Genomic DNA, 20,091 nt, shown 5'->3' with positions numbered 1-20,091 from the left:
ATCTTAAAAAACTAGTCAAAAAACTTAGCGATTATGCTGTAAAATTCGTCAGGAACAAAAGGTTTTGTAATCACATCGTTCATGCCGAAAGCCAAAAGCATATCTCTGTTTTCATCTAGTGAAATAGCTGTTAAAGCTATAATTGGTGTCGATTTGTCAAATTCCCGAATTTGTTTTGTAGCTGTAGTTCCGTTGATGCCAGGTAAATGTACATCCATCAAAATCATATCGAATTTTTTAATTTTTAAAAGCTCGACAGCATCTTCGCCATTATCAATTATTTCACAGGAAATAGCTTTGTTTTCGAGCATTTTTCGTGTAATCATTTGGTTGATTTTGTTGTCTTCAATCAGTAAAATCGATTTATGTTTCAATTGTTTGTCATTATAATGTTTAGGTTCTTCAATAATTTGAAGAGGCTCTTTATTGATGCTGAAATTTAATTTGAAAGTAAAAGTAGAACCTTTACCAACTTCACTTTTTAATTTTATTTCACCTCCCAAAAGCTCAATTAATTTTTTTACAATAGTCAATCCTAACCCTGTGCCGCCATATTTGCGGTTAACTTCTATTGAACCTTGCGAAAAACTTTCAAAAACAGTTTGGAGTTTATCCTCCGGAATACCAATTCCGGTATCTACTATTTCAAAATAAACAGTTGCATTCTCCTCATCTTTGTCATATAATTTTGCAATAACATTTACTTGTCCATTTTGTGTAAACTTTAAAGCATTGTTGATTAAGTTGAGGATAATTTGAGATATTTTGGTAGGATCGCCAATAAGATTATCAGGAATAGATTTGTCTATATCAAGATTAAAATAATTTTTATTGGCCGTAGCCAATTCTTTTAAAGAAACCTGAATATTGAACATAAGTTCTTTTAGATTAAAACAAATGTTTTCTATCTCGACTTTTGTTGAATCGATTTTGTTTATTTCAAGAATTTCATTGATAAATGTAGTAAGGTAATTTCCTGAAAATTTTAAAGATTCAAGATATTTTAATTGCCTTTTTTTCGGACTGTCTTCAAGAAGTAAATGTGTGATTCCGTTAATGGCATTCAAAGGTGTCCGTAATTCGTGACTTACGGTTGAGAGGAATTCAGATCTTGCTTTTGATGCTTTTTCAGCTTTATTTTTGGCTAAAATAAGCTCTTTGTTTTTTTCTCTTAAAAGTAAATTATTCTGATTTCGGATAATATTGTTTTTATATAAAGCAAGACTTAAAAGCGAAAGAATAGAAATTAATGCAATGGCTAAAATACTAACGAGTTTAGAATAACGATAGGTTTTTAATTGAATTTTTTCTTCACTTTCTCGTTTTAAAGTATTGTTTAAGCTTTGATTTTTTTTGAATCTTTCGAATTCATTTAAATCGATTTGGCTATTTTTTAGTTTTAAAATATAATTTTCAATCTGATAATGTTCATTTAAATAAGAATAGGCGAGATCGAAGTTTTTGTTTTCCTTATAATATTCGCTTATACCTAAAACAATTTTTGATTTTTGAACAAGATCATTGCCTTTTGAATTAAGGTCTAAAGCATTATCAAAATAAATCAAGGCAGAATCGTTTGGTTTACGATGACTTTCGATTAAACCAAGTTGATAATAAGAATCGGCTTTGGTTTTTAAGTTTGCAGTATTATCCGGTTTCCGGATTATTGTATGAAAGGTTTTTTCGGCAGCATTAAAATTTTTATTGCTTTTAAAAGCCATTGCTTTTTGGTAGCTTAAAATTTCGGCACTATCAGCAATGTTTAGTTTTTTTAATAGATTCTCAGCTTTTTTATAATAAACTTCCGCAGTTTTATTATTGCCTTTTGCAGAGTTGGTAACACCAATATAATGCAAGGCTAAAACTTTGGTGCACGTTGGTTTTATATTTTGAAATAATGAAACACTTTTGTGGAATTTTTTTAATGCTTCTTCGTAGTTCCGCTGATTGTAATAAATTTTTCCAAGCTTAAAAGTCTGATTGGCTAAATTCTCGGACTTGTTATTGGCGGCGCAAAAATCTATTGACTTTTTGGTGTAAAAAATGGCCTGATCGTACTTTCTAACCTTAAGATTTGAATTCGCTAACTTGTTATAATAGGAAATGCTATCTATATTCTGCTTAGTTTGAGAATACAAAATTGAATTAAAAAAACTAATAAGAATTAAAAGGTATTTCATGTATTGCAAGGCTTTTACAATGAATTTTATGCTTTTCTCATCAGTAAAATCAAATCTATCAATCTTGATGAATAGCCAATTTCGTTATCATACCAACCTACAACTTTTACCATTTTATCAATAACGGAAGTTAGTTGCGCGTCGAATAAACACGAATTTGTATTGCCAATTACATCAACCGAAACGATTGGATCTTCTGTGTAATCTAATATTCCTTTTAAATTTGAATTTGAGGCTTGTTCAAATGCTGTATTAATTTCTTCAATAGTTACGGCTCGCTTTACATTGAATGTAATGTCGGTTAGCGAACCATCCGGAACCGGTACACGAATTCCGCATCCACCTATTTTCTCATGCAATTTAGGAAAAATTTTTGTCAATGCCTTAGCCGCACCTGTAGTTGTTGGAACAATTGACTGACTTGCAGCTCTTGCTCTCCTTAAATCCTTATGTGGCTGGTCATGAAGACTTTGATCTGTAGTGTAAGAATGTATAGTTGTAATATATGCTTGCTCGATTCCGCATAATTCATCGATGATTTTTATCATCGGAGCAGCATTGTTTGTAGTACAACTTGCATTTGAAACAATAACTTCAGTTCCGTCTAAAATATTTTCATTTACTCCTAAAACAACAGTTTTTATCGTGTCAACTTCTGATGGGGCTGAAAGGATAACCTTTTTTGCTCCAACTTTTATATGTGCATGTAATTCTTCATAGGTCTTATATTTACCTGTTGATTCTATTACAAAATCAATATTAAGACTTTCCCAGTCTAAATTTAAAATGCTTTTTTCATGAAAAAACAAAATATGTTTTCCATCTACAATTATACTTTCTTCGTCATGACTTACTTTAAACGGTAAAACACCGTGAATACTGTCATATTTTATTAAATGCGACATTGTTTTATTATCAGCAATGTCATTAATGGCAACGACTTCAATATCAGGATGGTTTAAAAGAAGACGAAATAAATTTCTTCCAATTCTTCCAAAACCATTAATAGCAATTCTAGTTTTCAAACGCTTGTTTATTTGTTTAATCGTTCAGTCGTTAAATCGTTAAATCGTTAAATCATCAGTGTGATTAAACGATTTAACAATTAAACGAATAACCTTTTTATAATATATGTTTTTGTGCTTTGTATGAAGAACGAACTAAAGGTCCGCTTTCTACATGACGGAAACCTAATTCTAAACCAAATTTTTCATATTTAGCGAATTGATCTGGGGTAATAAATTCTTTTACAGGAAGATGTTTTTTACTTGGCTGTAGGTATTGACCAATTGTAACAACATCAACATTAGCATTACGTAAATCTGTCATTGTCTGAAAAACTTCTTCTTCAGTTTCTCCAAGACCTAACATAATTCCAGATTTTGTTCTGTTAATTCCTTTTTCTTTCAAATAACGTAAAACTTCAAGACTACGATCATATTTTGCCTGAATACGTACTTCGCGAGTTAAACGACGTACAGTTTCAACATTATGAGAAACAACTTCAGGATTAGCCTCAACAATACGGTCAAGGTTTCTTTCTATTCCCTGAAAATCCGGAATTAAAGTTTCAAGCGTAGTGTTAGGATTCATTCTTCGGATTGCTTTTACAGTTTCAATCCAGATAATAGAACCACCATCTTTCAAATCATCTCTGTCAACACTTGTAACTACTGCATGTTTAATGTTCATGATTTTGATAGAGCGGGCTACTTTTTCAGGTTCATCCCAATCTACCGTTTCAGGTCTTCCGGTTTTAACACCGCAAAATCCGCATGAACGTGTACAAACATTTCCTAAAATCATAAATGTTGCTGTTCCTTCTCCCCAACATTCTCCCATATTAGGGCAACTTCCGGAGGTACAAATAGTATTTAAGCTGTATTTATCAACTAAACCACGTAGTTCAGTATATTTTTGTCCAATCGGAAGTTTTACTTTTAACCATTTAGGTTTTCCGGTTGGTATATTTTCAATGACTGTTTCCATATATCAAAATTCAAAGTACAAAGATAAGCAATGTAGTTTATTTGGAGATTTAGTTTGAAGTTTAATTTGAAACTGTTAAAATTAGATTTTCAGAAAATCCTCTTTGTGTATAATGTGATTAAAATGTTAAAATATTGGGTTTAGAGCTTTTCAGATTTAATTACGTAAGATTTATTTTATTTTTCTGTTGATATGCTGAATAATTATGATATGTGGTTGATTTTTACTCATTTAAAATTTATACCTTTATTTGTTAAAAAATAAATTTAAACTGTATAAATTCATATTTTGTTAATAGTACATTTGTTGTTAAATTGAAATTTTAAAAAACATGAAAAAGAAAATTATAGTATTTGGAGTTTTATTGGCTGCGTTGAGTTTTACTAAAATGAATGCGCAAATTAATTTTGGCGAAAAAGCGATTGGAGCTGTTCAAAAAGGAGTAACAGGATTTACCTTTAGTAATGCCGATGCCGCTGCATTGTCTAAGGCTGCTGTTGACAAATTGGATGCAGAACACGAAGTGGCAAGCGCAACAGATCCTTACACATTAAGATTGAACCGAGTTTTTGGAAAGCATAGCGCCGGAGAAGGATATACTTTAAACTATAAGGTATATAAATTAAAGGAAGTAAATGCTTTTGCAACTGCTGACGGAAGTGTTCGTGTATATACAGGTTTGATGGATATCATGGACGATAATGAATTGCTTGCTGTAATTGGTCACGAAATTGGTCACGTTGCTAATCACGACTCTCAGGATGCTATAAAAGCTGCTTATAAAAAAGAAGCTTTGATGGATGCAGCAGCTTCACAATCTACTACAATTGCTACAGTTACAGATAGTCAGTTAGGGAAAATAGGAAGCTCTATTATTGATAGTAAATTTAGCCGCAAACAAGAGGCTGATGCAGATTTGTTCTCTTATAATTTCTTGAAAAAGAATGGTTATAATGTAAATGCAGAAGAATCTGCTTTCAGGATTTTAGCTAAAATGAGCGAAGGAACTGAAGCTTCATTTATCGATAAAATGATGAGTTCTCACCCGGATTCTAAACAAAGAGCTGATGATGCAAAAGCAAGAGCTGAAAAAGATGGTTTATATAAAGCTTATGTACAACAAAAAATTGTAAACACAGCTCCGGTAAAAGCGACAACTAAGAAAGCTACAACAACTAAAAAAGCTACGACTAAAAAGAAATAATAATTTCTGACAACGTAATATAAAAACCCGACAGTTTAAGAAACTTGTCGGGTTTTATATTTTAATGATTAACCCAAAACGTGAAATGCCAGTACTTTTTGTACTTCATAAACATTTACAGATTTATTGAATTGTTTTACAATGCTAGGCTGTAATTCACTCGCAACCCAAATTTTTAATTCGGCATCAAGATCAAAAGTTCCTGCCGTTTCTACGCTAAATCTTGTAATGCTTCTATAAGCAATCGATTTGTATTCGGTTTTACTGCCTGTTAATCCTTGTACATCAACCAGAATTAATCTTTTATTAGTGAAGATAAAAGTATCGCGGATTAATTTAAAACCCATTTCAATTTCTTCGCTCTCCGTTAAAAGTTGTCCGTATTTTTTAAGTAAATCTTCCTGACTTACCGAACCGGCATTACCAAGTAAAGCTGAAAATATTCCCATTTTTAAATTGTTTTAGTTTTTAATGTATTGTAAAAGTAATTAAAAATAAAAAAGAGAATATTGTTTTACCATTAAGAGATTAAGAAAATGAAGTTTTAGTGGAAGTTGATTAATTAATTTTAATAGCTATTAATCTAACAATAGTTTGAATTCAAGCCATAAAAAAAGCAGAACCTAAGTTCTGCTTTTATTTTTTATTCGACTTCCGTTTTTATAGTGATCGGAAGGTTGTATGCGGTGCGAACTGGTTTCCCATTTAATATTCCAGGGCTCCATTTTGTTTTTATTGATTTTAAAACTCGGATGGCTTCTTTACCAACTCCGTAACCAGGATCATTTCTTACCATGATATCTGTTATAGAACCGTCTTTTTCGATTACAAAAGAAACATAAACTTTTAAAGTTCTTTCAGCATCTAATTCTGGTCTTGTAAAATTATTCCCTACATAAGTATAGAACTTACCCATTCCTCCCGGGAATTCAGGCATTTTGTCTAATTCAGCTGTGTTTAGCACTGAATTTGGGTCTACAGGTTCAGCTACATCAACGACTCCGTTTCCAGTTGTTGGCGATGGATTAAGCGCATTTCCGTTTCCTGTAGAATTGTCTACAGTTGGAACATTTTGCGTATTTGTCGCAATAACGTCTGTTGTAGCCTGATTACTCGTAACTACAACAGGATTTGTTAATTGAACAAGGTCTGTTGATGTTGGCGTGCTTTGATGTTTCGGCTGAACAATTGGTTCCGGTTGTTTTGGTTGAATAATTGGGTCCAGTTTTACAGGGGTTATTGGAATACTAATGCCCCCATCAATGATTACTGGATCTACCGTCCTGAATTTACTAATCAGCATCGAAATACTTCCAATGGTTGCTATTAATAGCAGCGCCATGAATAGTGCTGTAACAGTAGTTTTGGAATTCTCTTGGCGTAATTGATACGCTCCGTACTCTTTGTTTTTGTTTTCGAAAACAAGATTTGTCCACTTGGTTTCGTAGATGCTTGAATTAGACATAGTTAATTGGATTTTAAGGTTAAGTAAACATTAAATCATAAGCCAAATGGGATTGGTTAAAACTAAGAACGGAAATAAAAAAAACTTTTTTTGTGAGAAATTTATAATGTTTTAAGAATAAAGTTAATTATATCTTATTCTTTATCTAAAGATAATGAATTATCTGTTACGCTCGATAATTTCTGCTAATAATTTTTTAGCACGAAGAAGTTTTACTTTTACATTGCTTAAAGGCTCATCAATTTTGAGCGCAATTTCCTGATAAGTCATTTCCTGAAAATATCGTAACTGAATGACTTCCTGGTAATGAGGTTTTAATTCTTTAATGCAAAGTAATAAACGGGAAAGATTTTGCTCTTTAATTAAAGCATCTTCTGCAGACGGAGTAGTGTCTGCAATATTATAAGCCTGCTGATCTTCAGCATCAGTAATTTCAATAAAAAGATTAGTTTTCTTTTTACGCAATAAATCTATGTAAACATTTTTGGCAATGGCAATTAGCCAGGTATTAAATTGAAACTCGGAGTTGTAAGTTGCAATTTTATCAAAAGCTTTTGAAAAAGTTTCAATAGTAATATCTTCTGCAGTAGTTTCATTCTCAGTACGCTTTAACATAAAAGCATAGACTTCATTCCAATAATAATCTAATAAAAAAGTAAAGGCGATCTGGTCGCCTTTTTTCGCTTTTTCTATTTTAGAATTTATTTCCAATGTACCGGTTTTGAAAAGATATTAGTTATAAAGATATTAATTTGTGTGAATATAAGCACTATCTCTACAACAGGAAACCAAATTTTCAGGTCTCTTTCTCGCAATTTTCCTGCAGAAAAGCCCATTACAGTCCACGCAATTGTATAACGTGTAGCCAATAAAGCTAATACAGCTATCCATTGAAATTGGAAAGACAATAATATAATAACTAATAAAAAGAAAAATAATTGTGAACCGTAAAACAATGATAATTGAATTTTATCAAAAAACTTATAATGATTTGCCGTAGTAACGTGTCTTCGTTTTTGAATAAACCAATCACCGTATGATTGTTTAGGTTTAGAATAAGTAAAACTTTCAGGGTTGTAAGCAATTGTCGTATTGGCTTTGTTTGCTGCCTGATTTATAAACAAGTCATCATCGCCGGAACGAACCTGAATGTGTTCTATAAAACCGTTTACATTAAAAAACTCTTCTTTTTTATAGGCTAAATTTCGACCAACTCCCATGTATGGTAATCCTGCTTTTGCCCATGAAAAATATTGTACAGCTGTAAGAACCGTTTCAAATCGAATAATTTTATTCAATAAAGAACGCTCTTTTTCATAACCTCCATAACCTAAAACAATAGTTTTCTCTTCGGTAAATTGCGAAGTCATTGATGTAATCCATTCTTTTGAAGTTGGATAACAATCAGCATCAGTAAATAATAAGTAATCTTTCTTTGAAGCTTTGATTCCTAATGTTAAAGCATATTTTTTGTTGCCCCAAAAGGCTTCATTGTTTTGTACTTTTACCAAACGAATGTTTGAATATTGTTTTTCAAATTCTTCAAAAACTTCCAGCGTTTCATCGCTTGAAGCATCGTCGATTAAAACAATTTCAAAATCAGGATAATTTTGCTCAGCTAATAACGGAATGTATTTTTTTACATTCTCTTCCTCGTTTTTTGCACAAACAATTACTGAAACAGGAATGTTTTGCTGCGTAATATTTTGTGGCTTCCCAAAAGCGAATTTCCCAAAAATACCTAAATAATAAAAAAGTTGTATAGTAACTATAGCAATAAAAAAGTAAAATATATATATAAGCATTTGAATTTAATTGTCTTTTTAATTTCTGAATCTGCGATGCAAATGTACTTATGAATTCCTAATTTTCAATGGTTAAAAGCCATTTACTTTCTGCATTTTGACATTTCGGCTGCCAGAGCGACAGATTGAGGGTTTTTGGTTTTTTCTAATTCAGAAATTATATTCTTATAATTATGATCGTCTCTGTTTTGTGAGAGTTTTTTCGTAGCCTGAATTTCATCAATTTCAATCTCAAAACCAAATATTCCTCTGGCTTCGCGCATTGTTTTTGCTGATAAATCTTCAACACGAACCGGATTTTCGGAACCTGCTTCATATTTGTCAACTAATTTTTTAAGCTGTTCTACCGAAGTATCATAATCTACAATCTTGATGCGTCCGTAAATATGTACAGCTATGTAATTCCATGTGGGAACATTTTCATGATCGTACCAGGAAGAAGAAATGTAACTATGCGCTCCTGAAAACACAGCCAAAACCTGATCATTTTCTGTAAAACCTTCTGCTTGCGGATTCAGTTTAGAAATATGACCCTGCAGGATTTCTTTTCCGTCAGCATTAACTTCAAGTTCTATCGGAATATGTGTTGCACATAATTTCCCGTGAGTTTGATTAATGAGGATTCCAAAACTATTTTCTTTCAAAAAAGCTCTGATCGATTCCGGATCTTCGTTTTTATATATCTCTGGTGTATACATCTCTTTTATTTTTATTTCAAAGATTTTCCGAAACAAATAGCTTCTGGTCGATCGCTATATTTTCCGTAATTCTGAATTACTTTGTATCCTTGTTTTTGGTAGAATTGAATTGCATCTTGATTTTTTATCCGGGTCTCTAAAACTAAATCAGTGAAGCCAATTGTTTTTGCTTTGTCTTCTAAAAAAGCTAATATTGTTTGTCCAATTTTCTTTCCGGGAAATTTTGAATACATACGTTTAACTTCGCCAATAGTATCATCAATTGGTCTAATCGCTCCACAGCCTACAATTTCATTATCGATTTCAGCTATTACAAATACAAATTTTGAATTTTCATATTGCCAGTCCGTAAAAGAATTTTTTCCATCGCTTCCAAAACGAAGATATAGATTTGCTGACAATTCATCTATAATTGCTGCAACTTTTTCATCTGGATTTGTTATTTTTATGGAAATACTTTCTATCATTTTGGCAAAGTATGTTGAAGCTTTTTTGTCACAAATGTCGCTAATTGCTAAAAATTAAATTTGTGCTAATTCCTGAAATTTGTGTTTTATATCACATTCACTTCAGCTTCAATATGAATTCCAAAAGTTTCAAAAACAGTTTTTTGCACATCTCTCGAAACCGCTAAAATTTCCTGTCCGGTTGCATTTCCGTAATTGACTAAAACCAAAGCTTGGTTTTTATGAACTCCAGCATCACCAAATCTTTTTCCTTTAAAGCCAGCTTGCTCAATCAGCCAGCCTGCGGGAACTTTTACTTCAGTTTCTGAAACTTCATAATATTTCATTTCAGGAAACTTTTGATGGATTTTTTCGAAATCAGATTTCAATAAAATCGGGTTTTTAAAGAAACTTCCGCTATTTCCAAGTTCTTTAGGATCTGGTAATTTGCTTTGTCTTATCGCAATAACTGCATTGCTCACATCTTTCAGCGTTGGAATGGCGATATTATTTTTAGCCAATTCGGCAGTAATGTCTCCGTATGAAGTGTTAATTTTATGATTGCGTTTTGTCAGTTTGTAAACTACAGACGTAATTATATATTGATCTTTAACTTCGTTTTTAAAAATACTTTCACGATATCCAAAATTACATTCAGCGTTTGTAAAAGTCTTTATTTCCTGAGATTCAATATTGATGGCTTCACAAGAAACAAAAGTGTCTTTTATTTCGGTTCCGTAAGCACCGATATTCTGAACCGGAGTTGTGCCAACATTTCCTGGAATTAGTGACATATTTTCTAAACCACCAAAATTGTTTTCGATAGTATAAAGAACGAAATCGTGCCAGGTTTCGCCAGCCTGACTTTCAACCCAAACAAAATCATCATCTTCTTTAATGATTTTCTTGCCTTTTAAATCAATATGAATAACCAAAGCATCAATATCTTTTGTTAAAAGCATATTGCTTCCGCCGCCTAAAATAAATTTTTTCTCGTTTTTGTTTGCTGTCAAAATGGTTTTCAGTTCAGTAACTGAATGTACTGCAACAAATTGTTTTGCTTTGGCTTCAATACCAAAAGTATTATAGTTTTTTAAAGAAAAATTGGATTGGATTTCCATAAATTATTAGGCTTTTTAATTCCGAAACTTCGGAAAAATTCTGAGCTCAAAAGTAAGGATTATAATTTATTTGAGTTAGATTTTGTAATAAAATCAGATTCTTATCAGAGATTATTAGCATCTTGTTTTAGAAATAAAAAGAGCCTCCAAATTTGAAGGCTCTAAATATAAATATTTGTTTGATTTTATTTTGTGGCTAGTTTTTTAGAAAGATTAATTGAATCGTCTCCAATAAATTTAGAGGCAATTTCCATTTTCTCTTTTCCGAAAGTTTCATCAAAAGACTTTCTGTTTTCCTTATCTTTATAAGATACAGTACTTTTTTTTCCAGATTTGTCTAAAATATTTTTAATTATATTTTTCATAACAACATCATTTTAATATTACAAAGATATGTGAAATTATTTGAAATCATCTTTAATTTCAAATGTTATAAAATTATAGAGTACACTTTTTATAGGGTTATATTGTTGATATTCAATTTTTTCTATATCAATAATTGATTTTGGCTGTTTCCCATCTTCTAAATTTTCTATAATTTTTAAGTCTTTAATGATCCCGCCTTTTATAATAAAATAATTTTCAATAGAAGCTAAATTATTATTTAAACCCATTTTGTATAATCTATGTTTTGCAGAAGTGTTTCCGAAAAAAGTTAAAATTGAATTTGGTGAAGTTGATAAAAAATCTAAAGCACAAGTAAAGACTGTTTTTAAAACTTTATTTTTGTCATTTTTATTATTATCGCGTGACATATCAGAAATTGATTCTATACCATTTTTATCAATAAAGATATTGCCAAATCCTAAATTATAATATCGTTCTAAACCGGGTTGCGGGTATTTCCTTATTGCTATTCTTTTAGGAATTTGTTTTTCTCCTTTACTTAGAAAATCGTATTTCGTATGCAAAGGATTGTTGTCTACTTGCTCAAATTCATAAGACTCATTTATTAAATCCTCCATTCATTAATTTTAATGATGGTAAACTTAAAATAAACAAAGTAATATCTTGTTAAAAATATATAATAGTTTTTAGAAATTAATAAACAATTTAGATGTAGTTTAAGATTTAACGATCCAACAACTCATGATATTTATCCGCAATAATCTTCATATTAGTATCATAATTAGCATTTTTCTCCACAAAAGTCCTATTTCGTAAAATAGCCTGATTTCGAGATTCAGTATTTTCAAAAGACCAAATCAGTTCATCAGCCAGCATTTCGATATTGTCAATTTCTATTAATTGTCCGTTTTCGCGATGTTTGATCCAGCTTTGATTTCCCGGAATGTTAGAAACTACAGGATAACAATTGCATGCCATTGCTTCAAATAAAGAAGCCGAAACACCTTCGGTAATAGGCATGCTGATATAAATATTCGATTTTTGTAATAATTTAGGAAGTTCTGTATTTGGAATTCGTCCTGTAAAAATTACTTTATTTCCGATTTGCAATTCATTCGCTAAATCTTTTAAAAATTGTAAACGGGTTCCATCACCCACAATGGTTAGTGAGAAATCAATTCCTTTTTGATGTAGAATTGAAAAAGCTTTTATGATTGAATCATGACGATATTCCGGTTGTAAAGAACGCGTTACAATAGCTTCAATTTTAGTTGAATTATTAGTTGAAGGAGAAAAAAGCGACAAATCAATTCCCTTCGGAATGACTAAAACTTTGCTCATATCAACACCAATTTCTTTCATAGAAATTGTCATTACCGGACCCCAAGCATGAATTAAGTGTGCTTTTTTGAAAGCATATTTCTGAATGAATTTCTTAAAAGGATATAAAACAGAACCTTCCGGCCATAAATCAGTCCTGCCTTGTTGTGCAACGGCAATGGTTTTAGATCCGGATAAAGCAGCAAGAAAACCATAACTGGTGGTTCTTTCAGCAATAACCATATCAGGTTTTTGCTGGCGAACGATTTTTCTAATGGCAATAGGAGCGAAGCCATATTCGGCAATACGTTTGAATCGGTTTAGTTTTGAATTGCTTGGTGTTTGAAGTTCCCAGGTTATTATTTCAAAATCGCCAAATTCTTTCAGGCCTTTCATCCATGTTATAGCATCTGCGCGATAAGATTCTCCCAGAAAAAGTATTTTTCTTTTCATTTGTAAAATTTTTACGCCACGAATTCACGAATTAATTTTAAATAATTCGTGAATTCGTGGCGTTTTTTATCTCTAAAATTCTTCGTCTGTTTCTAAAGCGCGATTAATAAATTCGTTTAGAGGTTTTAAAGCGATTAATTTTTGACTCATTTTTGAAACAAAATCTTTTTGAGTCACTTCAGAAATATCATATTTTTGAGTAGCCGTAAAGCTCTTCAATTTTAAAAATTCAATCGCCGGATGCTCTTTTTCGTAACCTCTTGGCGGATTTTTAAGTGAATTATTTTCATCGAAATCTAAACTTCCGAATTCTTTTTTGAAATTTTTATCGGTCAAAATAGCTTCTAAATCATCATGAAAAAACGCAATTTCTTTACGAACTTTTTTTAATTGATCAGGTTCCGGCGAATAAAATCCTCCGGCAATAAAACTTGCACCTTTTTCGATATGGACATAATATCCTGAACGATTCTGACCTTTTGCGCCAGACGAAAGCCAAACACCTAAATGTGCTTTATAAGGTGATTTATCTTTTGAAAACCGTATATCACGATTAATTCTGAACGTGCAATTTTTAACCTCTAATAATTCTAACGAAGGATCCAGCGGTTTCATCGCATCCAGAAAATCACTCACCAGTTGATGGTAGTCTTTTTTGAAGATTTCGTATCGTTTTTTATTGTCCTGAAACCAGTCTCTATTGTTGTTCTTTTTTAAATCGTCTAAAAATTGCAATGATTCTTTCGTTAGCATAATCAGTATTTATTGCAGTTATTTTTTAATTCTTGTTTGGGCTAAATTAATGATTTTCATTTTTCAATTTCTTATGAAATCACAAATTAAATATTTTATAACTCTGATGCGTCGATTTTACAATCACTTCAGTACGTTCGGGATGTGTGTCTGAAATAAACAACTGCCCGAAAGTTTCACTATTTACCATTTCGATGATTTTTGCCACGCGGGTTTCGTCCAGTTTATCGAAAATATCATCAAAAAGCAGTAACGGTTTTACGCCGCTTTGTTTTTTTAAAAATTCAAACTGAGCCAATTTCAAAGCAATCAAAAAAGATTTTTGCTGTCCCTGAGATCCAAATTTCTTTATCGGATGTGAATCAATTTCAAAAGATAAATCATCTTTGTGAATTCCTGCGCTTGTGTAATGTAACGCTCGATCTTTGTTGATGTTTTCCTGTAAAATAGTCAATAAGTCTTTTTCGAATAAATGACTTTCGTAAACCAATTGCACCGTTTCTTCAGAACCCGTTATCGCCTGATGATGTATATTAAATATAGGTATAAATTGTTCCAGGAAATCTTTTCTCTTTGCGAAAATAGATTTTCCAAAAACATTTAATTGCTCATTATATATAGATAAGGTATCATTGTCAAAAACATGATTCAGGGCGAAATACTTAAGAAGTGCATTTCGCTGCGCAATTACTTTTTGATATTGAATGAGTTCATGCAAATAAGTCGAATCTAATTGCGAGATTACACTGTCCATAAATTTACGGCGCGTTTCGCTTCCTTCTACAATTAAATCGCGGTCGGCCGGAGAAATGATAACCAACGGAATAAAACCAATATGGTCTGAAAATTTATCATAAGCTTTGCCATTTCTTTTCAGGATTTTCTTTTGTCCTTTTTTTAAACTGCAAACAATTTGTTCTGTTCTGTCGTTTTTTTCTAATTCGGCATCAATAACAAAAAACTCTTCTCCGTGTTTAATATTCTGAACCGCAAGCGGATTAAAATAACTTTTTCCGTAAGCTAAATGATAAATTGCGTCAAGCACGTTTGTTTTGCCAATTCCGTTTTTGCCAACAAAACAATTGATCTTGATGTCGAAATCAAAACTCGCTTCGGAGAAATTTTTATAATTAAATAAAGAAATTTTGTTTAAATGCATTTTAGATTAACCCTCATGATAATATTAAAAAAAAGAAAGCCCGCAAATTTACGATTTTGGATTGCTACTTGTTTTTTATAAGGTTACTTTTTGTTTTTATTATTAAATCAAAAACAGATTTTACTTTTGGAATGTTATACATTATATTTTTATCTTCAAAAAAATTAATTCCAACATGAGTCATAAATAAATTATTAGAACTTGTTGCTATTGATTCTGGTTGTCCAATAATAATATATCCGTAATCATTTGCTTTTTCTCTATAATTTAAAATTAAGTTTTCTAATTCGAAGCTTTTATTCATTATTTGAGAATGCGAGTCACAAAAAATTATTCTTTGATTTGTTAAGAAGAAATCTGTTGTTTTAGTTTTTAACCATCTAATAAAGATTCTTCCTACTGTTAAAAGCAGATAGAAAAATATAAGAATTGGAATGATGAAATAATAATATAATTCCGCGTAGTTGTTAATTTTGATGTTTTTAGAAGGGGTTAATAGGATTATTAATATTGTAAATATAAAAGTAAAAACAGGTATCGTGGCTAAATCTTCAAGTCTAAAAGGTATTTTTTTAGTGTGTTCGATTTTCTGAATTAATACTTCCCCTGCTTTTAAATTCATTTATATACTTTGATCTTATTATTTTGTTGAAATTTAAGAGTGCAAATTATTGAAAAATATTCATAAAAGAGGCTTTTTGAGTACTTGAAGATGAATTATTTTCTTATTATGAGTGAAGAAATTTCTGTTTAATAAAATATTTTATATTAAATAGATATAAAATTGATTTTTTTTACTTCAGTTTCAATAAAAATTTTATTTTTGCCGTTCACTAAATTAATTTTAAATGGCTACTTACAATAAAAGAGGATATAAAGCACCAAAAGAAAAGGAAGTTAAAGAAGTAAATGAAGAAACACAGGTAATTATTGATGAAAAAGACAGCACAACAGCTGGTGTTTTTTCAAAATTAGATGAAACTGCTTCAAGAACTGAGGATTGGGTTGCTAAAAATCAAAAAATCATTATTGGTTTAGTTGCTGGTATTGCGGTTGCGACTATTGGATATTTGGCTTACCAAAAATTTATCGAAGCTCCTAAGCAAGATGAAGCTGCAAACGAAATGTTTGTTGCTCAACAAAACTTTCAAAAAGCGACGGATGGCGTAGCAAGCGATTCATTATATAAATTAGCATTGAATGGTTCTGAAGGTAAATTCGGATTCATTAAAATTGCTGACGAATATTCTGGAACAGATGCTGGAAACTTAGCGAACTATTATGCTGGTATGGCTTATTTAAATACTGGTAAATTTGATGAGGCAATTAAATATTTAGGAGATTTTAAATCTGAAGATTTAATTTTAAGTGCTTTGGCAAAAGGTGCAATTGGAGATGCTTATTCTCAAAAAAATCAACAAAAAGAAGCTTTAGACTATTATGTAAAAGCTGCTGAGTCTAACAAAAATGACTTTACAACGCCTCGTTTCTTATTAAAAGCTGGTAAAACGGCGCTGGCTTTAGGTCAAAAAGAAGATGCTTTAAAGTATTTTACAGATATTAAAGAAAACTTCGATGCAACTCCGGAAGCAGCTTCTGTTGATGTATTGATTGGATTAGCGCAATAAAAATATTAGTTTTGTAGTTCATTAGATTTGAAATCTAAAATCTGAACTCTAAAATCTTAAATATTAAAGATGGCTACTGAAAATAAAAACTTATCAGAATACGATAAAAACACGATCCCAAATGCGAAAGACTTTCGATTTGGGATTGTTGTTTCTGAGTGGAACGAAACTATAACCGAAGGACTTTACAATGGCGCTTTTGATGCCTTAATTGATTGTGATGTTCCTGCTCAACAAATTATCCGTTGGAATGTTCCAGGAAGTTTTGAGTTAATTTACGGTGCAAAGAAAATGTTGCAGACACAAAATGTTGATGCAGTTATTGTTATTGGATGTGTAATTCAGGGACAAACCAAACATTTTGATTTTGTATGCGAAGGCGTTACACAAGGAATTAAAGATTTGAATGTTCAAACTGATATTCCGGTTATTTTTTGTGTATTAACAGATAATAACATGCAACAATCTATTGATAGAAGTGGAGGAATTCACGGAAACAAAGGAACTGAAGCGGCAATTGCAGCCATAAAAATGGCTTATATTCGTCAACAAGCTTCAATGTCACATCCTTTCAATCAACCATTATTGGTTTCTGGTGCAATTCAAATTGAAGAAACTCCACGAAAAATCGAAAAAGAATAAAACACAATCGTTTTAAAAATACTAAAACCTATACTGTGTAAAAATAGTATAGGTTTTTTGTTTTTTTTATGACAGATGAAGTTCTGAAACCCAACAGAAATTCATTAAATTTGTACATGTTGGTTTAAAAAATCAGTCAGGAATTAACACTATCAATCTGAGCTTTTTACAACAAGTTAACTAAAATCAAAGCATAAACCTAAACCCCAATTTTTTAATGTCGAGTATCATTCAATTACTTCCTGATCACGTTGCTAATCAAATTGCCGCTGGAGAGGTGGTTCAAAGACCCGCTTCGGTAGTCAAAGAATTGCTGGAAAATGCTGTTGATGCAAATGCAACCGACATTAAATTAATTATTAAAGATGCAGGAAAATCTTTAGTTCAGGTTATTGATAATGGAAAAGGTATGAGCGTTACCGATGCGCGTTTGTGTTTTGAACGCCATGCAACCTCAAAAATTCGCCAGGCAGAAGATTTATTTTCATTATCTACAAAAGGTTTTCGTGGAGAAGCATTAGCCTCTATTGCGGCAATTGCGCACATGGAAATGAAAACCAAACAAGATCAGGAAGAACTGGGGACGCATATTGTAATTGAAGGAAGTAAATTTGTATCGCAAGAAGTGGCCGTTTTGCCAAAAGGAACCTCATTTGCAGTTAAAAATTTATTTTTTAATATTCCCGCCCGTCGTAACTTCTTAAAATCAGATACAGTTGAATTTCGCCATGTTATGGATGAGTTTCAGCGTGTTGCTTTGGCGCATCCAAATATTCATTTTACTTTTTATCATAACGGAAGTGAAATGTATAATTTGCCTGCTGCAGGATATCGCCAACGAGTTGTGGGGATTTTTTCAGGTAAAACAAATGAAAAATTAGTTCCCGTTAACGAAGATACTGAGATTATTAATGTTCAGGGATTCGTTTGTAAACCTGAATTTGCCAAGAAAAATAGGGGAGAGCAGTTCTTTTTCGTAAACGATCGTTTTATAAAAAGCGGTTATCTGCATCATGCAGTAATGGCGGCTTATGACGGACTTTTGAAAGATGGTTCACAACCAAGTTATTTCTTATATCTGCAGGTTCCGCCAAATACAATCGATATCAACATACATCCAACAAAAACAGAAATTAAGTTTGATGATGAACAGGCTTTATATGCTATTTTAAGAGCTTCGATAAAACATAGTTTGGGGCAGTTTAATGTGGCTCCGGTTTTAGATTTTGATCGCGATGCTAATTTAGATACACCATATCATTATAAAGATTTAGAAGGAGAAACGCCAACAATTCAGGTTGATGGAAATTTTAATCCTTTTACTGATGATAAAACCAATCAGCATTATTCAAAAGCAAGTTCGGGATCTGGCTCAGGTTCAGGATTTAGTTCAGGATCTAATTCTTATTCAGGATATTCAAAAAGAGTAGAGCCAACAGCAAGCTGGGAAAGTTTGTATGTAGGTTTAGATACAGAAAGTGTTGAAAGTTCACCTTTTACCTTCGAAAATGAAGAAGTAACATCGTCTTTATTTAATGATAATGAAGTTGAGCAGGCAAGTCAGGGAACATATCAAATTCATAAAAAATATATTGTTTCGCCAATAAAATCAGGAATGGTAATTGTCGATCAGCAACGAGCGCACCAGCGTATTTTGTACGAACAATTTTTGTTGAATATGACTGTTAACCAGGCTTCAAGTCAACAATTGTTGTTTCCGTTGAATTTATTCTATTCTTCAGATGAAATGACATTAATCGAAGAACTGAAACCTTCCTTAGAAACAACAGGTTTTGTATTTGATGAAGCACAAACTGATCATATTGTGATTTCTGGAATTCCTGTAAATATTACGGAAAGCGAAGTTTCAATGGTAATCGAGCAATTACTGAGTGATTTGCAAGACGGAATTCCGGCAAGCAGTTACAGTCAAAATGATACAATAGCCAAATCAATGGCAAAAAGTTTAGCGGTTAAAACAGGATCATATTTAACCGAAAAAGAACAAGATAATCTAGTAAACGGTTTGTTTGCTTGCAAAGATCCTAATATTTCACCTTTTCAAAAACCAACCTTTATCACAATGCGTGTTGAAGATATAGATAAAAAGTTTGCCATATGATGAAAATAACTCCCGTAGTAAAACAATTATTGATAATCAATATTATATTTTTTATTGGCTGTAATTTAGTGCCGGTTGCAAATACATATTTTGCGCTGTTTTTTCCTGAAAATCCAGGATTTAGGGTTTGGCAGCCTATAACACACATGTTTATGCATGGTAGTGTTATGCATATTGCTTTTAATATGTTTGCCTTATATTCTTTTGGTTCAACTTTGGAGCATTTTTGGGGTGGTAAAAAATTCTTGTTTTTTTATATTTCATGTGGTTTAGGTGCTGCTTTAATAAATTATGCGGTTAATTATTATTTTTTTCAGGATGCAATAAATACGTTGGTTGCAAATGGATTTAATAAAACCGAAATTTTGCAACTTGTAGATCAGGGTAAAATTAATCAAAGTTGGAACGAACTTTTAAGTGCATCACAACTTAAACATCTTTTTTCGGCTTATTATGGAACCGTTGTAGGAGCATCTGGAGCAATTTATGGTTTATTGGTAGCTTTTGCTTTTATGTTTCCAAATGCAGAATTGGGTATCATGTTTATTCCAATTCCAATTAAGGCCAAATATTTTGTTCCCGTTTATATGCTTTTGTATGATGGTTTTTTCGGAATTCTTGGAAATTCATTCTTAGGAGTCGAAGATGGAGTAGCACATTATGCACATATTGGAGGCGCAATATTTGGATTTTTAATTATGTGGTACTGGAAAAAAAATCAGTTTAATAAGAACCGTTGGAATTAATTTTTAACTTTA

General features: G+C 31.7%; 21 protein-coding genes. 5 read left to right on the top strand and 16 right to left on the bottom strand.

Going from position 1 to position 20,091, the window contains the following annotated elements:
* Positions 1–11: 11 nt before the first annotated feature.
* From GKZ86_RS22805 to lipA, 3 genes are all read right to left on the bottom strand, one after another.
* Positions 12–2,180 carry an ATP-binding protein gene (locus GKZ86_RS22805; protein WP_154785349.1) on the bottom strand — a complete coding sequence of 723 codons (2,169 nt, stop codon included), beginning with the start codon at positions 2,178–2,180 and terminating at the stop codon, positions 12–14.
* Positions 2,181–2,206: 26 nt separating this feature from the next.
* The gene (gap, locus tag GKZ86_RS22800) at positions 2,207–3,205 is read right to left on the bottom strand and encodes a type I glyceraldehyde-3-phosphate dehydrogenase (RefSeq protein ID WP_154785348.1); all 999 of its coding nucleotides are present in this window, start codon (positions 3,203–3,205) and stop codon (positions 2,207–2,209) included.
* 97 nt (positions 3,206–3,302) lie between these two features.
* Positions 3,303–4,169 (bottom strand): lipoyl synthase, encoded by an 867-nt coding sequence (gene lipA / locus GKZ86_RS22795; protein WP_154785347.1) that lies wholly within the window; start codon positions 4,167–4,169, stop codon positions 3,303–3,305.
* 331 nt (positions 4,170–4,500) lie between these two features.
* Here lipA and GKZ86_RS22790 point away from each other — a divergent pair, with 331 nt between their 5' ends.
* The gene (locus GKZ86_RS22790; protein ID WP_154785346.1) at positions 4,501–5,373 is read left to right on the top strand and encodes a M48 family metalloprotease; all 873 of its coding nucleotides are present in this window, start codon (positions 4,501–4,503) and stop codon (positions 5,371–5,373) included.
* Positions 5,374–5,441: 68 nt separating this feature from the next.
* Here the strand turns inward: GKZ86_RS22790 and GKZ86_RS22785 are convergent, their stop codons facing one another.
* The 13 genes from GKZ86_RS22785 to GKZ86_RS22725 form a co-directional block, all read right to left on the bottom strand.
* On the bottom strand, positions 5,442–5,822 hold the full coding sequence (locus tag GKZ86_RS22785) for a PH domain-containing protein (protein WP_154785345.1): 381 nt from the start codon (positions 5,820–5,822) through the stop codon (positions 5,442–5,444).
* A 194-nt stretch (positions 5,823–6,016) separates the two neighbouring features.
* Positions 6,017–6,838, bottom strand: a complete 822-nt coding sequence (locus GKZ86_RS22780) for an energy transducer TonB (protein ID WP_154785344.1) — start codon at positions 6,836–6,838, stop codon at positions 6,017–6,019.
* Between the two features lie 159 nt (positions 6,839–6,997).
* Complete coding sequence (locus GKZ86_RS22775; RefSeq protein ID WP_154785343.1) at positions 6,998–7,549, bottom strand: RNA polymerase sigma factor; 552 nt, start codon at positions 7,547–7,549, stop codon at positions 6,998–7,000.
* Entirely contained in the window at positions 7,540–8,643 is a 1,104-nt protein-coding gene (locus tag GKZ86_RS22770; RefSeq protein WP_154785342.1) for a glycosyltransferase, read from the bottom strand. Before GKZ86_RS22770 ends, GKZ86_RS22775 begins: the two co-directional genes overlap by 10 nt.
* 83 nt (positions 8,644–8,726) lie before the next feature.
* Complete coding sequence (locus GKZ86_RS22765) at positions 8,727–9,341, bottom strand: FMN-binding negative transcriptional regulator (protein WP_154785341.1); 615 nt, start codon at positions 9,339–9,341, stop codon at positions 8,727–8,729.
* Positions 9,342–9,352: 11 nt separating this feature from the next.
* Positions 9,353–9,808: a GNAT family N-acetyltransferase gene (locus GKZ86_RS22760; protein WP_154785340.1), complete on the bottom strand. Its 456-nt coding sequence runs from the start codon at positions 9,806–9,808 to the stop codon at positions 9,353–9,355.
* A gap of 86 nt (positions 9,809–9,894) precedes the next feature.
* Positions 9,895–10,908, bottom strand: a complete 1,014-nt coding sequence (murB, locus tag GKZ86_RS22755; RefSeq protein ID WP_154785339.1) for a UDP-N-acetylmuramate dehydrogenase — start codon at positions 10,906–10,908, stop codon at positions 9,895–9,897.
* Positions 10,909–11,093: 185 nt separating this feature from the next.
* Entirely contained in the window at positions 11,094–11,273 is a 180-nt protein-coding gene (locus GKZ86_RS22750) for a hypothetical protein (protein ID WP_154785338.1), read from the bottom strand.
* Positions 11,274–11,309: 36 nt separating this feature from the next.
* The gene (locus GKZ86_RS22745; protein ID WP_154785337.1) at positions 11,310–11,873 is read right to left on the bottom strand and encodes a hypothetical protein; all 564 of its coding nucleotides are present in this window, start codon (positions 11,871–11,873) and stop codon (positions 11,310–11,312) included.
* 106 nt (positions 11,874–11,979) lie between these two features.
* Positions 11,980–13,029 carry a glycosyltransferase gene (locus tag GKZ86_RS22740; protein ID WP_154785336.1) on the bottom strand — a complete coding sequence of 350 codons (1,050 nt, stop codon included), beginning with the start codon at positions 13,027–13,029 and terminating at the stop codon, positions 11,980–11,982.
* Positions 13,030–13,101: 72 nt separating this feature from the next.
* The gene (locus GKZ86_RS22735; RefSeq protein ID WP_154785335.1) at positions 13,102–13,782 is read right to left on the bottom strand and encodes a DUF2461 domain-containing protein; all 681 of its coding nucleotides are present in this window, start codon (positions 13,780–13,782) and stop codon (positions 13,102–13,104) included.
* Positions 13,783–13,861: 79 nt separating this feature from the next.
* Entirely contained in the window at positions 13,862–14,941 is a 1,080-nt protein-coding gene (locus GKZ86_RS22730) for a DNA replication/repair protein RecF (protein WP_154785334.1), read from the bottom strand.
* A gap of 64 nt (positions 14,942–15,005) precedes the next feature.
* Entirely contained in the window at positions 15,006–15,563 is a 558-nt protein-coding gene (locus GKZ86_RS22725; protein ID WP_154785333.1) for a hypothetical protein, read from the bottom strand.
* 226 nt (positions 15,564–15,789) lie between these two features.
* On the opposite strand from GKZ86_RS22725, the gene GKZ86_RS22720 reads away from it, so the two are divergent.
* The 4 genes from GKZ86_RS22720 to GKZ86_RS22705 all read left to right on the top strand — a co-directional run bounded on the left by GKZ86_RS22720 (position 15,790) and on the right by GKZ86_RS22705 (position 20,079).
* The gene (locus tag GKZ86_RS22720) at positions 15,790–16,569 is read left to right on the top strand and encodes a tetratricopeptide repeat protein (protein ID WP_154785332.1); all 780 of its coding nucleotides are present in this window, start codon (positions 15,790–15,792) and stop codon (positions 16,567–16,569) included.
* A 69-nt stretch (positions 16,570–16,638) separates the two neighbouring features.
* Positions 16,639–17,211: a 6,7-dimethyl-8-ribityllumazine synthase gene (gene ribH, locus GKZ86_RS22715; RefSeq protein ID WP_154785331.1), complete on the top strand. Its 573-nt coding sequence runs from the start codon at positions 16,639–16,641 to the stop codon at positions 17,209–17,211.
* Positions 17,212–17,428: 217 nt separating this feature from the next.
* Positions 17,429–19,333 (top strand): DNA mismatch repair endonuclease MutL, encoded by a 1,905-nt coding sequence (gene mutL / locus GKZ86_RS22710; protein ID WP_154785330.1) that lies wholly within the window; start codon positions 17,429–17,431, stop codon positions 19,331–19,333.
* Positions 19,330–20,079 (top strand): rhomboid family intramembrane serine protease, encoded by a 750-nt coding sequence (locus tag GKZ86_RS22705; RefSeq protein WP_154785329.1) that lies wholly within the window; start codon positions 19,330–19,332, stop codon positions 20,077–20,079. The genes mutL and GKZ86_RS22705 overlap by 4 nt, the downstream gene beginning before the upstream one ends.
* The last annotated feature ends 12 nt before the right edge of the window (positions 20,080–20,091 follow it).

It is taken from the genome of Flavobacterium sp. LC2016-13, from assembly GCF_009707955.1.
Lineage (GTDB): Bacteria > Bacteroidota > Bacteroidia > Flavobacteriales > Flavobacteriaceae > Flavobacterium.
Note: the sequence above shows the minus strand (reverse complement) of the source record. Positions and strands in the feature narration are given on the sequence as shown.

What these genes read in the sequence shown, in the direction of transcription:
- ribH (WP_154785331.1), top strand. Translation starts at nt 16,639, where the DNA reads ATGGCTACTGAAAATAAAAACTTATCAGAATACGATAAAAACACGATC.
- GKZ86_RS22735 (WP_154785335.1), bottom strand. Translation starts at nt 13,782, where the DNA reads ATGCTAACGAAAGAATCATTGCAATTTTTAGACGATTTAAAAAAGAAC.
- GKZ86_RS22760 (WP_154785340.1), bottom strand. Translation starts at nt 9,808, where the DNA reads ATGATAGAAAGTATTTCCATAAAAATAACAAATCCAGATGAAAAAGTT.
- lipA (WP_154785347.1), bottom strand. Translation starts at nt 4,169, where the DNA reads ATGGAAACAGTCATTGAAAATATACCAACCGGAAAACCTAAATGGTTA.
- GKZ86_RS22790 (WP_154785346.1), top strand. Translation starts at nt 4,501, where the DNA reads ATGAAAAAGAAAATTATAGTATTTGGAGTTTTATTGGCTGCGTTGAGT.
- GKZ86_RS22780 (WP_154785344.1), bottom strand. Translation starts at nt 6,838, where the DNA reads ATGTCTAATTCAAGCATCTACGAAACCAAGTGGACAAATCTTGTTTTC.
- GKZ86_RS22745 (WP_154785337.1), bottom strand. Translation starts at nt 11,873, where the DNA reads ATGGAGGATTTAATAAATGAGTCTTATGAATTTGAGCAAGTAGACAAC.
- GKZ86_RS22740 (WP_154785336.1), bottom strand. Translation starts at nt 13,029, where the DNA reads ATGAAAAGAAAAATACTTTTTCTGGGAGAATCTTATCGCGCAGATGCT.
- GKZ86_RS22720 (WP_154785332.1), top strand. Translation starts at nt 15,790, where the DNA reads ATGGCTACTTACAATAAAAGAGGATATAAAGCACCAAAAGAAAAGGAA.
- murB (WP_154785339.1), bottom strand. Translation starts at nt 10,908, where the DNA reads ATGGAAATCCAATCCAATTTTTCTTTAAAAAACTATAATACTTTTGGT.
- mutL (WP_154785330.1), top strand. Translation starts at nt 17,429, where the DNA reads ATGTCGAGTATCATTCAATTACTTCCTGATCACGTTGCTAATCAAATT.
- GKZ86_RS22750 (WP_154785338.1), bottom strand. Translation starts at nt 11,273, where the DNA reads ATGAAAAATATAATTAAAAATATTTTAGACAAATCTGGAAAAAAAAGT.
- GKZ86_RS22765 (WP_154785341.1), bottom strand. Translation starts at nt 9,341, where the DNA reads ATGTATACACCAGAGATATATAAAAACGAAGATCCGGAATCGATCAGA.
- GKZ86_RS22770 (WP_154785342.1), bottom strand. Translation starts at nt 8,643, where the DNA reads ATGCTTATATATATATTTTACTTTTTTATTGCTATAGTTACTATACAA.
- GKZ86_RS22730 (WP_154785334.1), bottom strand. Translation starts at nt 14,941, where the DNA reads ATGCATTTAAACAAAATTTCTTTATTTAATTATAAAAATTTCTCCGAA.
- GKZ86_RS22725 (WP_154785333.1), bottom strand. Translation starts at nt 15,563, where the DNA reads ATGAATTTAAAAGCAGGGGAAGTATTAATTCAGAAAATCGAACACACT.
- GKZ86_RS22705 (WP_154785329.1), top strand. Translation starts at nt 19,330, where the DNA reads ATGATGAAAATAACTCCCGTAGTAAAACAATTATTGATAATCAATATT.
- GKZ86_RS22805 (WP_154785349.1), bottom strand. Translation starts at nt 2,180, where the DNA reads ATGAAATACCTTTTAATTCTTATTAGTTTTTTTAATTCAATTTTGTAT.
- GKZ86_RS22785 (WP_154785345.1), bottom strand. Translation starts at nt 5,822, where the DNA reads ATGGGAATATTTTCAGCTTTACTTGGTAATGCCGGTTCGGTAAGTCAG.